Annotated in this window: 11 protein-coding genes; 7 read left to right on the plus strand and 4 right to left on the minus strand. The window is 66.8% G+C overall.

The window, feature by feature from the left end:
• Window positions 1-67: 67 nt before the first annotated feature.
• Window positions 68-868 (minus strand): AraC family transcriptional regulator, encoded by an 801-nt coding sequence (locus Q9246_RS06990; RefSeq protein ID WP_306396497.1) that lies wholly within the window; start codon window positions 866-868, stop codon window positions 68-70.
• A 359-nt stretch (window positions 869-1,227) separates the two neighbouring features.
• On the opposite strand from Q9246_RS06990, the gene Q9246_RS06995 reads away from it, so the two are divergent.
• The 3 genes from Q9246_RS06995 (at window position 1,228) to Q9246_RS07005 (ending at window position 3,906) form a co-directional block, all read left to right on the plus strand.
• On the plus strand, window positions 1,228-2,157 hold the full coding sequence (locus Q9246_RS06995; RefSeq protein ID WP_306396498.1) for a LysR family transcriptional regulator: 930 nt from the start codon (window positions 1,228-1,230) through the stop codon (window positions 2,155-2,157).
• A gap of 215 nt (window positions 2,158-2,372) precedes the next feature.
• Window positions 2,373-2,999 carry an FMN-dependent NADH-azoreductase gene (locus Q9246_RS07000; RefSeq protein ID WP_306396500.1) on the plus strand — a complete coding sequence of 209 codons (627 nt, stop codon included), beginning with the start codon at window positions 2,373-2,375 and terminating at the stop codon, window positions 2,997-2,999.
• 13 nt (window positions 3,000-3,012) lie between these two features.
• Window positions 3,013-3,906: a pirin family protein gene (locus tag Q9246_RS07005; RefSeq protein ID WP_306396501.1), complete on the plus strand. Its 894-nt coding sequence runs from the start codon at window positions 3,013-3,015 to the stop codon at window positions 3,904-3,906.
• On the opposite strand, the gene Q9246_RS07010 is transcribed toward Q9246_RS07005, so the two are convergent.
• Genes Q9246_RS07010 through Q9246_RS07020 form a run of 3 tightly spaced genes read right to left on the minus strand, consistent with a single transcriptional unit; the run spans window position 3,857 to window position 9,554 of the window.
• Window positions 3,857-4,744, minus strand: a complete 888-nt coding sequence (locus Q9246_RS07010) for a MaoC/PaaZ C-terminal domain-containing protein (protein WP_306396502.1) — start codon at window positions 4,742-4,744, stop codon at window positions 3,857-3,859. The genes Q9246_RS07005 and Q9246_RS07010 overlap by 50 nt on opposite strands.
• Before the next feature lie 37 nt (window positions 4,745-4,781).
• A complete protein-coding gene (cphA, locus tag Q9246_RS07015; RefSeq protein WP_306396503.1) occupies window positions 4,782-7,361 on the minus strand; it encodes a cyanophycin synthetase in 2,580 nt (859 codons plus the stop codon).
• 24 nt (window positions 7,362-7,385) lie between these two features.
• Window positions 7,386-9,554: a cyanophycin synthetase gene (locus Q9246_RS07020; RefSeq protein WP_306396504.1), complete on the minus strand. Its 2,169-nt coding sequence runs from the start codon at window positions 9,552-9,554 to the stop codon at window positions 7,386-7,388.
• Window positions 9,555-9,807: 253 nt separating this feature from the next.
• On the opposite strand from Q9246_RS07020, the gene Q9246_RS07025 reads away from it, so the two are divergent.
• The 4 genes from Q9246_RS07025 to Q9246_RS07040 all read left to right on the plus strand — a co-directional run bounded on the left by Q9246_RS07025 (window position 9,808) and on the right by Q9246_RS07040 (window position 14,490).
• A complete protein-coding gene (locus Q9246_RS07025; RefSeq protein WP_306396505.1) occupies window positions 9,808-12,087 on the plus strand; it encodes a cyanophycin metabolism-associated ABC transporter in 2,280 nt (759 codons plus the stop codon).
• Window positions 12,084-12,563, plus strand: a complete 480-nt coding sequence (locus Q9246_RS07030) for a cyanophycin metabolism-associated DUF1854 family protein (protein WP_306396507.1) — start codon at window positions 12,084-12,086, stop codon at window positions 12,561-12,563. The genes Q9246_RS07025 and Q9246_RS07030 overlap by 4 nt, the downstream gene beginning before the upstream one ends.
• Before the next feature lie 123 nt (window positions 12,564-12,686).
• A complete protein-coding gene (locus tag Q9246_RS07035) occupies window positions 12,687-13,223 on the plus strand; it encodes a pyridoxamine 5'-phosphate oxidase family protein (protein ID WP_306396509.1) in 537 nt (178 codons plus the stop codon).
• 22 nt (window positions 13,224-13,245) lie between these two features.
• On the plus strand, window positions 13,246-14,490 hold the full coding sequence (locus tag Q9246_RS07040) for a glycosyltransferase (protein WP_306396511.1): 1,245 nt from the start codon (window positions 13,246-13,248) through the stop codon (window positions 14,488-14,490).
• Window positions 14,491-14,516: the final 26 nt, after the last annotated feature.

Raw genomic sequence — 14,516 nt, forward strand, 5'->3', positions numbered from 1 at the left:
CCAGGACTTGCCATTTTACCGCGTTCGACCCGTCAGTTTGCTGCAAACTTCGTCCGCGCCTGCGCGATCAGCGCCTGGCATCGATGCGCCAGGCGCCCGGCGCCACGCCCACATGCTTGCGGAAGATCCGTCCAAAATGCACGGCATCGGCAAAGCCGGTGGCCAAGGCGATCTCGCCCAGGGCATCGCCCGAATTGGCCAGCATGGCCTGGGCACGCCGGATCCGGACATCGAGCTGCCACCGGTACGGCGCCATGCCCGTCGATATCTTGAATGCACGGCAGAAATGCGACTGCGATACATTGATCAGCGACGACAGTGTTCCCAGCTCTACTCGCTCCGGGAATGTTTCTTCCATATACTCCGTTACGCGGCGCAACTGCCAGGGTGCGAGTCCGCCAGCCTTGCAGGCGGCGCTGCGCGGACCGGCAAACAGTTGCGAGGTAATCGCCGCAATGATGCCGTCGCCATACAACTGCATCGATGGGTCGGGATTGTCGATCGCTTCCGTCAACAACCTGGTCAGGTTCCAGATGCGGTCGTTCGAAAAACGCGGCAGCGGCGAATCGATTCGATGCGCAGCGAAATCGGTGGATAGATGCGCGCCCAGGAGCGCGAAATCGAAGGTGAGCGTGGCATCGATGACACGCCGCACGCTTTTCGAATAGCCCCACATTTCCATGCCGGCCGGCGCGAAATGGATATGCCGGGGGATATGGTCGGACACGTCCGGCTTGCCCGGTCGCGGACAGGGTTGGCACACGCCGCCGCTTTCTTCCAGCACGACCGTCAGGCGCGCCTTGTCGCGGTGCGGCAGCAGATGTACGCCTTCGCCCTGGCACCGGTAGCCGGTGACGTCGAGTGCCACGCCTCTCCAGGCCCGCCGCGACCGGGTCGCGCCAATGACATTGTCCGGCAGGGATTGCGGAGTATCCGGTTTCGCAAGAATGTCGTTCTCCTCGGGCTGGGATCATGGCACTGTTCATTCTACCGATCATGGACCAGCGATGCATCTCCGCGTACCCGATAGCAAGAATGAACAATCATGAGCAAAAACGATCATTGCCGCACCCTTATCGCATTGATATCGTTCGGTCTCCCGCGCACATCCCGTCGCGTTCAAAGTGAAAAAGGACAGAATCATGAGCAAGAATGGACTCGACGCGACGTCCACCGGGGTGGTGAATGTCCTGGCCCGCCGCCACGGCAGCTGAGACCGGAGCCGGCGTGGATATCGAAGAACTGCGCACATTCGTCGAGATCGCCGATGCCGGCGGGATTTCGCCCGCCGCGCTGCGGCTGGGCGTCTCGAAGTCCATCGTCAGCCGCCGCTTGCTGCGGCTGGAAACGGAGCTGGGCGTGCAGTTGCTGTCGCGCTCGACCCGCGGCGCGGCGCTCACCGAAGCCGGCGCCACGTTCCGGGGGCATGCGCTGAGGGCCTGCGTCGAGATCGACATCGCCAGGGAAGCGACCCAGCCCACCGAACACCTGCGCGGCCGCCTGCGCATCGCCGCGCCGTATTCCCTCGGCCCGACGCATATCGCGCCGGCGCTCGCGGAGATGGCGCGCCGCCATCCCCAGCTGCAGATTCACGCCAGCTACAGCGACCATGTCGTCGATCTCATCGGCGAAGGCTTCGACTGCGCGATCCGGCTCGGCGTCCTTCCGGATTCCAACCTGGTGGCGCGCCGGATCGGATCGGTGCGCGGGACGCTCGTCGCGAGCCCGGCGTATATCGCGGCGCGCGGGGCGCCGGAGACGCCCGGCGAACTGCTGGTCCATGAAGCGCTGATGAAGGGAACCGAGTGCTGGCAGTTCGTCGACGGCGGCCAGCCCGTCGCGATCCGTCCGCAGGGGCGCTTCAAGGCCGACAGTGGCGCGGCGCTGGTCGCGGCGGCCCTGGCCGGCCTGGGCATCGCCTGTCTTCCTGACTGTCTTGTGCGCGCACAGATCGATGCGGGCGCGCTGGTTCCCCTGATGCCCCGCTATCCGGTCGCGCCCGCCGGCGCCTATGTGGTGCATTCGATGGGACGGCATCCGCCCTCGAAGATACGGGTGCTGGCCGACTTGCTCGCCGAGTATCTCGGCCAGGCGCCGGCGGGAGCGGGTATGGCGAAATCCGCGGCAGAGCTGGTTGTGGAGCGATGCTACCGGTGAGGCAGCAACAAACCGCAGGAATATACAATGCCGCGCCGATATCGCCTTGGTATCGTTCGGTCTTCCATGCGCATTCCACCACGGTCCAGGCCTGGTTCGCCGGCTTCACCACAGGCGTTCCAGTTCACGCGACATAGCTGCACCCCGGCCGGCACTACCGTGCACGACACGGACGGTCTATTTTCATGCACACCATCGACACTACGGAGAACGATTTGAGTCACATCCTGGTCATCAATAGCAGCGTTTCGGGCGATGCTTCCGTTTCGCGCACCCTGGTCGGGGACATCGTGCGCGGCCTGATCGAAGCGCAACCCGACGTCCGCCTGACCTGCCGCGACGTCGACGAAGAGGGCATCCCGCACCTGAGCGCCGTCACCGTCGCCGGCGTGCGTGGCGTCGCCGCGACCGCCGCCGAACTGGCTACGCGCGACCTGTCGGATGAACTGATCGCCGAATTGCAGGCGGCCGACATCGTCGTGATCGGCGCACCCATGTACAATTTCAGCATCCCTTCGAGCCTGCGCGCCTGGTTCGACCATGTGCTGCGCCCGCGCGTCACGTTCGCCTACAGCGCCGCCGGCCCGCAGGGACTGTTGACGGGCAAGCGCGCCATCGTGGTCCAATCGCGCGGCGGCTTGTATTCGGAAGGGCCGGGCAAGGCCAGCGACTTCCAGGAGCCCTACCTGAAGCAGCTCCTGGGATTCATCGGCATTGACGACGTGACCTTCATCCACGCTGAAAAAATCGGATTCGGACCGGAGGCGCGCGAACTCGCACTGGCTGGCGCCCGCGAGCGGATCGCACATCTGGTGGCCGAGCTGGCCGCGGATCCGGCCTGACAGGGAGACAAGCATGATAGACATGATCATCGAGCAGCGCCGCCGCAGCCTGGGCGGCGGTTTCGAAGTCGGCCGCGTACTGCCGTTCGCCAAGCGGCGCATGGTGGGGCCGTTCATCTTCTTCGACCATATGGGCCCGCTCGACCTGGCGCCGGGCATCGACCGCAGCGTCGACGTGCGCGCGCATCCGCACATCGGCCTGTCGACCGTCACTTACCTGTTCTCGGGCGAGATCATGCACCGCGACAGCCTGGGCTACGAGCTGCCGGTGCGGCCGCATGAAGTCAACTGGATGACGGCGGGGAGCGGCATCACGCACAGCGAGCGTTTCGAGCATGCACGCGCCCATGGCGACCATCTGCACGGCATCCAGGCGTGGGTCGCGCTTCCGGATGGAATGGAAGAAATCGATCCATCGTTCTCGCACCATTCCGGCGCCGACCTGCCGCAGTGGGAGGAAGCCGGTGTCACCGGCCAGCTGATCGCCGGCAGCGCCTATGGCCTGACCGCCGGCGCCGCGACGCATTCGCCGCTGTTCTACGCGCACCTCGACATGGCGCCGGGTTCGACCGCCGAAATCCCGGGCGGCTACACCGAGCGCGCGCTGTACATCGCGACCGGCGCGGTCGAGATGGATGGCATGCGCCACGAGAGCGGCCGCATGCTGGTGCTGGGAGCGGGCGCTTCGCGGGTCAAGGCGCTGGAGCATGCGAAGGTGATGGTGCTGGGCGGGGAACCGGTCGGCGAGCGCCACCTGTACTGGAATTTCGTGTCGTCGTCGAAAGACCGGCTGGCGCAGGCGGCGGCCGACTGGAAGGCGGGCCGGATGAAGCTGCCGGACGCGGACGACAAGGAGTTCACTCCGCTGCCGGACGAGCCGAAACCGCCGGCGCCGGCGATGTCGTAGACTCGCTCCTGCCCTCGATGGCGAGACGGCCGTTGCATACGGCTGCGAACCCGCCATCGTCTTCTCCTGCGAACAGTGCAAGGTCGGAGCCCAGCGCTACGGGCTGGCGAAATCGGCACCAGACCGAGGTGATGGCGCTGCCCGATCGTGCCTGTAGCAGCGCGCATGCCCTGGCCAGCGTGTGCGCCCCATGGATGATGGGCGCGCGCACGCCCATCAGGCGCGCCGACCACGGCCACAGGTGGATCGGGTTCCAGTCGCCGGACAATGCCGCGTAGCGGCGGCCGGCATCGTGCGCAACAGTCCAGGCGCCGAGCGCCTCGCCGGATGGCAGCGCGGCCTGTGCCGCGGCAGGACGGCCCTCGCGGCTGCCGCGCTTGACCAGATACGTGCTGTCGCACGAAAAAGCCAGGCGCTCGCCATCGAAGGCGCGCGTCTCGAGCACGCAATAGCGCGCGCCGTTCGCGGCAGGAGGCGGCAACCGCAGGGTGGTGCTCAAGGCCAGCGGAACGTCGGGCCACACCGGGCCACGCATCGCCAGGCTGTTCTCCACGTGGATCAGCCCCGGAATGCGAAAAGGGATCGGCCGCGCGACCATCGTCGCCAATTGCGCGCGCTGCGCGAGCAGGTACAGGAAGGTGAGCGGCACCGCATCGCCGGGAAAGCCGAACGCCGTGTTATAGCGGCGCACGTGGTCGCGGTCGATCCGGTCGAGGAGAAAGGTGGCGCTGACCGACGCGGCCGAGGAAGGCACGCGGCGCTTGAACAGCGCCCGCAACAGCAGCGTGATGCCGAGCGGTGGAAGAGAAGAGTAGGAATCGCGGGGCGGAATGCTCATCCGTGCAGGATAGCATTCCGCCCTGGAGAGCAGGACGTCAGGCCGCCTTGGCCTGGGTCACGCGGCGGGTGATGTGGGCCAGCGCCGCATCGACCTGGTCGATCAGGATCAGGCACAGGTCGCCTTCGTCCAGGCGGTCGAGCGCGCGGTCGATGGCCACGAATTCGCCATTGATCTCTTCCACGTGCGCGGTGCGCGTGGCGCCTTCCAGGCCGGCGCGCAGCAGCGCGATCACTTCGCCATCGGCGCGGCCGCGCTGGCACTGGTCCTGGTACAGCAGCACGTCGTCGAAGGCCTTGCCGAGGATTTCGGTCTGCTGGCGGATGTCCTGGTCGCGGCGGTCGCCCGCGCCGCTGATCACCACCGAGCGGTGCTTGCCCGGCATGCTCTCGACCGCATTGACCAGCGCCGCGATCGCATCCGGATTGTGGCCGTAGTCGGCGATGACGGTCGCGCCGCGGTGCTCGAACACATTGAAGCGGCCCGGCGCATTGTCGCTCTCGCCGACAAAAGTCTTCAGGCCCAGGCGAATCGCATCCCAAGAGGTACCCACCGCCCAAGCCGCGGCGACCGAGGCCATCGCGTTCTCGACCTGGAAGCCCACCACGCCGCCGCGGGTGATCGGCACTTCCTTCATGTCGATGCGTTCGACGAACGTGCCCTGCGCAGCGACCAGGAAGCCTTCCTCGACGAAGACGACGCGGCGGCCCTGGGCGCGGTGCATCGCCATGACCGGATTGCCGACGTCCTGGGCGAAGAAGGTGACTTCGCCGCGGGTCTTCTCGGCCATCGCCGCCACGGTCGGGTCGGCGGCATTGAGCACCGCCATGCCGCCCACGGCCACGTTCTGCACGATCACGCGTTTCAGCACCGCCAGGTCTTCCAGCGTGGTGATGTAGTTCAGGCCCAGGTGGTCGCCGGCGCCGATATTGGTCACCACCGCCACCTGGCATTTGTCGAAGGCCAGGCCTTCGCGCAGCAGGCCGCCGCGCGCCGTCTCGAACACGGCGGCGTCGACGTCCGGGTGCAGCAGCACGTTGCGCGCGCTGCGCGGGCCGCTGCAGTCGCCGCTGTCGATGCGGCGGCCTTCGATGTAGACGCCGTCGGTATTGGTCATGCCGGTGCGCAGGCCGGAGGCGGTGAGCAGGTGCGCGATCAGGCGCACCGTGGTGGTCTTGCCATTGGTGCCGGTCACGGCCACCACCGGGATGCGGCCGTCGTCGCCATCCTTGAACAGGGTGTCGATGACGGCGTCGCCGATCGCGCGCGGCTTGCCGAACGAGGGGGCAAGATGCATGCGCAGGCCGGGCGCGGCATTGACTTCGACGATGCCGCCGCCCGTTTCTTCCATCGGTTTCAGGACGCTGTCGGCCACCAGGTCGACGCCGCAGATGTCCAGGCCGATCATGTGGGCGGCGGCGATCGCGCGCTCGGCTACTTCCGGATGCACGTCGTCGGTGACGTCGGTGGCGGTGCCGCCGGTCGACAGGTTGGCGTTGTTGCGCAAGACCACGCGCTGGCCCAGGCTTGGGACCGAATCGGCGTTCATCCCTTGCTGCACCAGGGTGCCCAGGGCGATGTCGTCGAAGCGGATCTTGGTCAGCGACGTCGCGTGGCCATCGCCGCGGCGCGGGTCGCGGTTGACGGTGTCGACCAGTTCGCGCACGGTGTGCTTGCCGTCGCCGATCACCTGCGGCGGCTCGCGCCGCGCGGCGGCGACCAGCTTGTCGCCGACCACCAACAGGCGGTAGTCGTGGCCCGGCAGGTAGCGCTCCACCAGGATGTCGTCGCGGAATTCGCTGGCGGCCTTGAAGCCGGCATCCAGTTGCTCGCGGGTGGTCACATTGACCGTGACGCCCTTGCCCTGGTTGCCGTCCTTCGGCTTGATCACGACCGGCAGGCCGATTTCCATGGCCGCGGCCCAGGCATCGTCGGGGTCGACCACGCTGCGGCCCTGCGGCACCGGCACGCCGGCCGCGTCCAGCAGCTTCTTGCTCAATTCCTTGTCCTGCGCGATCGATTCGGCGATCGCGCCGGTGGCGTCGATCTCGGCGGCCTGGATGCGGCGCTGGCGGCTGCCCCAGCCGAACATCACCATGCTGCCTTCGGTCAGGCGGCGAAACGGGATGTTGCGGGCCACGGCGGCCTGTACGATCGAGCCGGTCGATGGGCCGAGGCGGACGTCTTCGTCCGTGTCGCGCAGCTGCTTGAGCGCGGCGGCCAGGTCGAACGGGGTGTCATCACGGGCGGAAACGATGAGTTGCTGGGCCAGGTCGAGCGCCTGGCGGCCGACGTCTTCCTCGCTGTATTCGACAACCACCTGGTAGATGCCGGTTTCCAGCGTCGCCGTGGTGCGGCTGAAGCTGACCGGGCAGCCGGCTTCGGCCTGCAGGGTCAGCGCCACCAGTTCGAGCACGTGCGCCATCGGCACCGTGTCGTCGTGGCCGAACGGCTGCAGGGCGCCGATCTGCGGGAAGCGCACGCGCAGGCGCGATTCGAAACCCGCCAGCGTGGCGATCGATTCTTCTTCAGGCGTGCACGCCACGATGGCCTCGATCGAGGTGTGGTGGCTCCAGAGATTGGGGCCACGCAGGGCCCGTACGCGAGATACTTCCATGAATCGTCTTCCTTTACGAATGGATTACTTCTTCGGCGTCGCGTCGAACGCGCGCAGGCCGCCGCACAGCAGGTCGCTCGGCACGCCGAGGGCCCAGGCCGCGGCCACCGCCGCCAGCACGTTTTCGGGGTACTTCACGGTCGACGGCTTCATCGTCGACAGCGCGATCAGCGGCGTTTCCTGCTCGCCCGCGGCCAGCACGATGCGGCCGTCGCGCGCGAACACGACACGTTCGCCCTGCTGGCGGTGGGCCGCCAGGACCGGGTTGGCCTCGTCGGCCGCGTAATAGATCACGCCGCCGTCGCACAGGTCGGCCAGGCCGGCCACCGCCTCGTCGGCCGCGTTCAGCACTGCCACGCCGTCCGGCAGGATCACGTCGACCTGGCTGCGGATCACGTTGCGCATCGCATCCTGGTCGCGGATATGGAACTCGGCGACGTCTTCGATGCCCTTCATGTCGGTGACCACGCCCACCGTGCAGCGGTCGTAGGGCAGGCCGTCCTGCAGGATCGAGCGCGCATGCGATTCGAACACCGCGGTCTGCACATTGCGGTTGATGAGGATGCGCTGGGCGGCGTCGACGCCGGTCGAGTCGCGGTTGGAGATCGCGCGCGCATTCAGGTACAGGCCTTCGCCGTTGGCGACGCCGACTTCCTTGCGCGTGATGTTGACCAGGCAGCCGACCAGGCGCGTGATCAGGCTGCAGCCCTGCGAGCCGGTCACGCCGACCACCGGGATGCGGCCTGTTTCTTCAGGAGAGAACAGGTGGTCGACGATGTCCTTGCCGACGTTGCGCGGCGTGCCGCTGGCCGGTTTCATATGGGCCAGCAGGCCCGGGCTGGCATTGACCTCGATGATGGCGCCGCGCTGCTCGGCCAGGGGCCGCGCGATGTCTTCGCACACCAGGTCGATGCCGGCGATGTCCAGGCCGACGATGCGCGCGGCCAAGGCGGCGGCGTGGGCGACGTCCGGGTGCACCAGGTCGGTGACGTCGTCGGCGACGTTGCCGTTCACCTGGATCAGCACCTTCTGGCCTTCGGACGGAACCGACTCGGGAGTCAGGCCCTGGCGCTGCAGCTGCAGCTGGTTTTCCTCGCTCTCGCGCGGCTTGACGGGGCTGAGCGGGAATTCCTCGCTCTCGCCGCGGCGCGGGTCGGTGTTGATCTGGGTCTCGCACAACTCGGCCACGCTCTGGCGGCCGTCGCCGGTCACCCACACCGATTCGCCGCGGGCGGCGGCGACCACCTTGCGGCCGACCACCAGCAGGCGGTGTTCACTGCCGGTGACGAAGCGCTCGACCAGCACGGATTTGCTTTCGCCCTCTACCGAAGCGATGGTGTAGGCGGCCTTCACTTCAGCCTCGGTCGTCAGGTTGAGCGACACGCCGCGGCCGTGGTTGGCGTCGATCGGTTTGACGACCACCGGCAGGCCGATGTCCTGCGCTTCGTCCCAGGCATCGTCCGCGCTGCGCGCGATCGCGCCTTCCGGCACCGGTACGCCGCAGGAAGAGAGCAGCGACTTGGTCATGTCCTTGTCGCTGGCGATGCCTTCGGCAATCGCGCTGGTGCGGTCGGTCTCGGCGGTCCAGATGCGGCGCTGGGCTGCGCCGTAGCCGAGCTGCACCAGGTTGCCGTCGGTCAGGCGGATCGACGGGATGCGGCGGTCGGTGGCGGCGTCCACGATGTGGGCGGTCGACGGGCCCAGGCAGTGGCGGTCGACCATGTCGGTCAGGCGCGCGACTTCGCCGGCGAGGTCGAAGGGCTCATCGTTGATCGCGGCCATCATCAGGCGGTGGGCGACGTCCAGCGCGGCGCGGCCGACGGTCTCGTCGCGGGTGCGGAAGGCCATCTTGTAGATGGCGTGCTCGCCAGTCGAGCGGGTCTTGCCGAAGCCGGTCTTCATGCCGGCCAGGTTCTGCACTTCGAGCACGATGTGTTCGAGGATGTGGCCGGCCCAGGTGCCCTCGACCAGGCGCTCGTTGAAACCGCCGCGGTAACCGACGCCGCAGTGGTGCTCGACCAGGCCGGGCAGCCACGCCGTCAGGCGCTCGGTGAAGCCGGGAAGAAGGTTCGAGGGGTAGTCTTCCAGCTCGCCGATGTCGAGCCAGGCCTCGAGCACCGGACGGTAGGTCCAGATATTCGGTCCGCGCAGGTAAGTCACGCGCAGGAATTTGATGTCGTTCTTCTTGGTCATGGTTTCACTCTTGCCACTTGGCGCTTTCCTCGCGCTGGCGGCTTGTCCTTGTATGCCTGACTACCCATATAGCAGCCTGCTGCGCTGCAACATTCCCATTTACACGTTTTCCGTGTCATCCAAACGATACGCACAAACGTTCTAGCGCTCTGTGGAGCGTTTCACGCAATGGCGTAACGACGGTCCTTCGTGCTTCGCCAAGTCGGCGCGCATTGCCACCCTTACAAAAACAGCCTGCCAGCGGGCGCAATACATGACAACTCAACAACCTGCTATTCCTTCGTCGCTAGCACTTGCCGCCAGTTCGGTCCCTGATCGGTGGCAAAGTGACGTCGCGAAACAGCTTGCACCAGGGGAAAACGTTTTAAGCAGCGTGGAGGTTGACCTCGACGCGAAATTACATTTTTCGAAGGGCCTGGTGCTGGTCACCGACCGCCGCCTGCTGGCGCGCGCACCGGGCGAAGCGCAATGGCGCGCCTGGGAGCACCGTGCCGGCACCGCGCTGCGCCACCACGACCACGCCGGCGTCGGCCACCTCGAACTGGTCGACGAGCAGGGCTTGCTGGCCGGCTGGCGCTTCACCCTGGGCCAGAACCTGCACGCGATCCGTGTGAGCGATCACTTCCGCGACCAGGTAGAGAGCGTCGCGACCGGCGTCGCCGTCCGGCCGCCCGACCAGCACACGTGCCCGAGCTGCAAGGCGCCGCTGGAGCCGGACCAGGAAGACTGCCCGATCTGCGAAAAGGTGCTGCACACGCCACCGTCGACCTGGACCCTGTTCCGCCTGTGGCGCTTCGCCCAGCCATATAAAGGGCAGTTGCTGCTGGGCTTCCTGCTGATGCTGGGCTCGACCGGCGCGCACATGATTCCGCCCTACCTGACGATGCCGCTGATGGACAATGTCCTGATCCCGTACCAGAACGGGCAGGCCATCGATACCAGTCTTGTCTATTTATACATGGGCGGGCTGTTTGCCGCCGCACTGCTGGCCTGGCTGCTGGGCTGGGCCAAGACCTATGTGCTGGCGCTGGCGTCCGAACGGATCGGCGCCGACCTGCGCTCGACGACGTATGAACACCTGATGCGCCTGTCGCTGGAATTTTTTGGCGGCAAGCGCACCGGCGACCTGATGGCGCGCATCGGCAGTGGCTCGGACCGGATTTGCGTCTTCCTGTCGCTACACCTGCTCGACTTCCTGTCGGATGTGCTGATGATCGTGATGACGGGCGTGATCCTGTTCACCATCAACCCGTGGCTGGCCGTGGTGACCCTGCTGCCGCTGCCCTTCATCGCCTGGATGATCCACATCGTGCGCGACAAACTGCGCACCGGCTTCGAGAAGATCGACCGCGTCTGGGGCGAGGTGACCAATGTGCTGGCCGACACCATTCCCGGCATCCGGGTGGTGAAAGCCTTTGCCCAGGAAAAACGCGAAGCGGCGCGTTTCCGCGAGGCCAACAAGCACAACCTGGCCGTCAACGATAAATTGAACCGGGTGTGGTCGCTGTTCTCGCCGACGGTGTCGTTCCTGACCGAGCTCGGTCTGCTCGTGATCTGGTGCTTCGGCATCTGGCAGGTGTCGCGCGGCGACATCACGGTGGGCACGCTGTCGGCCTTCATCGCCTATAGCGGCCGTTTCTACGTGCGCCTGGATTCGATGAGCCGCATCGTGTCGGTGACGCAGAAGTCGGCCTCGGCCGCCAAGCGCATCTTCGACATCCTCGACCATGTGTCGAGCGTGCCGGACCCGGTCAATCCGGTCAAGGTGGACAAGATCGAGGGCAATATCGAGCTGCGCGAAGTCGGTTTCCGCTACGGCAACCGCGCGGTGAACCGCGGCATCTCGCTCAAGATCAAGGCCGGCGAGATGGTCGGCCTGGTCGGCCACAGCGGCTCGGGCAAGAGCACGCTGGTCAACCTGATCTGCCGCTTCTACGACGTGGCCGAGGGCGCGATCCTGCTCGACGGCCAGGACATCCGCTCGTTCGCGGTGGCCGACTATCGCCGCAATATCGGCCTGGTGCTGCAGGAACCCTTCCTGTTCTTCGGCACCATCGCAGACAATATCGCCTACGGCAAGCCGCATGCGACGCGCGAAGAGATCATCGCGGCGGCGCGCGCCGCCCACGCCCATGAATTCATCCTGCGCCTGCCGCAGGGCTACGATTCGATGGTGGGCGAGCGCGGCCAGGGCCTGTCGGGCGGCGAGCGCCAGCGCATCTCGATCGCGCGCGCGCTGCTGATCGATCCGCCGATCCTGATCCTGGACGAAGCCACGTCGTCGGTGGACTCGGAAACCGAGAAAGAGATCCAGAAGGCGCTCGACAATCTGGTGCAGGGCCGCACCACGATCGCCATCGCGCACCGCCTGTCCACCCTGCACCGGGCCGACCGCCTGGTGGTGCTGGACCGCGGCGTGGTGGTCGAAGAAGGCAATCACGATGAATTGATGGCGCGCGAAGGCGCCTACCACCGGTTGTACGAGGCGCAGGCGCGCAACGTGGACCAGGACCTGGACGACAAGGACGCATGATGCAAGCACCGACCATCCCCTTCCAGCTGCGCCGCGACAGCTTCGGCAAGCTGGTGATCACCCTCGAAAACGGGGAAGAGTGGGTCGGCGTGACGCCGGTGCGCGCCTTCCCGATCCAGGCCCCGACCAGGGGAATCTCGCTGGTGCGCGACGGCGGCAAGGAAGTCGCCTGGATCGACGACCTGGACGAGGTTCCCGAGGCTGTCCGCGCCTTGATCGGCGAAGAGATCGAAGGCCGCGAATTCATCCCCGAGATCCTGGCGATCAAGGACGTGTCGAGCTTCGCTACGCCGTGCACCTGGACGGTGAAGACCGACCGCGGCGACACCGAGTTCGTGCTCAAGGTCGACGAGGACATCCGCCGTATCGGCGAGGCGTCGCTGCTCATCGCGGACAACCACGGCATCAATTTTTTGGTGCGCGATATGTTCAGGATCGACAAGCATAGCCGCAAGATCCTCGACCGCTTCCTGTGAACCTGCATTGAACCGGGCGCCGGGCGTTTCGATCGCCCAGCGTTCGGCCGCCCACATACCCGCGTGGGCGATCGGGCTACAGTCTTCCCATCGGCCGCATGGCCATGCTTTCAGGAGAAGACGATGGATTCCATCAACCGCAACCAACCCGAAGAAAACCGCCGCGACCTGGCCGGCGTGGATGCCATCGAGCGCATCAAGGACATGATCGACGACGCCGATTCGTGCTTCTTCTGCACCGGCGACGGCCACGGCCCGAGCCGCGGCGTGCGGCCGATGAGCGTGCGCGAGACCGACGACGCCGGCGCCATCTGGTTCCTGAGCAGCATCGACAGCCACAAGAACCAGGAGCTGCAGGCCAATCCGACCGTCAAGCTGTTCTTCCAGTCGGGCAAGCATTCCGGCTTCCTGGAACTGGACGGCCTGGCCGAGATCTCGCAGGACAAGGCGCGCATCAAGCAGTTGTGGAACTCGATGCTCAAGACCTGGTTCACCGAGGGCGAAGACGATCCGCGCATCACCGTCATCAAGGTCGTGCCCAAGATCGGCTATTACTGGGACAACAAGCATGGCGATGCGGTGGCCGGCGTCAAGGTGGCAGTCGGCGCCGTGATCGGCAAGACGCTCGACGATTCGATCGAGGGTACACTGTCCTTCTAATCAAAGAGAAGGGGAGGGCGGGTTGCAGTTCATCCTGGTGACGTTCGGCTCGGCCGGCGACCTGTTCCCCTTCCTCTGGATGGGCCGCTGCCTGCGCGCGCGCGGGCACCGGGTCGACCTGCTCGGCCCGGAGCAGCATGCGCCGTTCGTCGAGTCGGCCGGGCTCACCTTCCACGGCCTGCCGGCCGATCCGGCGGTGCTCGACCATCCCGACCTGTGGCATCCGACCCGCGGCCTGGCCGTGGTGTGGCAAGCCACGCGGCCGGCAATGGCGCATCTGCCCCAACTGGTCGAGGCGCTTGCCGGCGACAAGCAGTGCGTACTGCTGGTCCATCCGCTGGCCTTGCCCGAGGCCGACCTGTGCCGGCTTGCCTCGCCAGGCATGAAGATCGCCACCACCTACCTCGCGCCCGCCAACCTGCCGACCGTGCACGATCCGCTGCTGCTGGGACCGTGGAAGGTGCCGCGCTGGCTGCCGCATGGCGGGCGCCGCTGGCTGTGGCGCAGCCTTGCCGCGCGCTTCATCGATCCGGTGGCCTTGCCCAGCCTGAACGCGGCGCGCCGGCAGCATGGCCTGGCGCCGGTGCGCCGGCTGATCGAGTACGTCCCCGCCGTGGCCGACCTGTCGCTGGCGCTGTTCCCCGACTGGTTCGCGGCGCCGCCGCTCGACTGGCCGCAGCCGCTGTTCCAGGCCGGCTTTCCGCTGTACGACCCCGATCCGGATGCGGCGCCGAGCTGTGAACTGCGGACCTTCCTGGCGGCAGGCATGGCGCCGGTGGTGTTCACGCCCGGCACCGGCAACCGCCAGGCGCGCGCCTACTTCGAGGCTGCGGCGCATGCAGTGGGTGCGCTCGGCCTGCGCGCGGTGTTCCTGACGCCGTACCGCGACCAACTGCCGCCCATCCTCCCGCCGGGCGTGTGCTGGCAGGAATACGTGCCCTTGAAAGCCTTGCTGCCGCACGTCGCGGCCCTGGTCCACCACGGCGGGATCGGCACCACGGCCGAAGCCATGCGCGCCGGCCGGCCGCAACTGGTGGTGCCGCTGGCGCACGACCAGTTCGATAACGCGGCGCGGGTCGAGTCGCTGGGCGTCGGGGCCAGCCTGCATGCGCGGCGGGTGACGCCGGCGCGGATGGTCGAGGCCTTGCAGCGGGTGGTCGGCATTGAGGCCATGCAGGCGCGCTGCGCCGCCGTCGCCATCCGGTTCAATGGCGCCGGCAGCGCCGACCCGTTGTGCGACCGGCTGGAAGCGTTGGCCAGCGGCTAGCGCACTGTTGGAAAGCGCACCGACGC

The sequence above is a fragment of the Telluria beijingensis genome, from assembly GCF_030770395.1.
Lineage (GTDB): Bacteria > Pseudomonadota > Gammaproteobacteria > Burkholderiales > Burkholderiaceae_D > Telluria > Telluria beijingensis.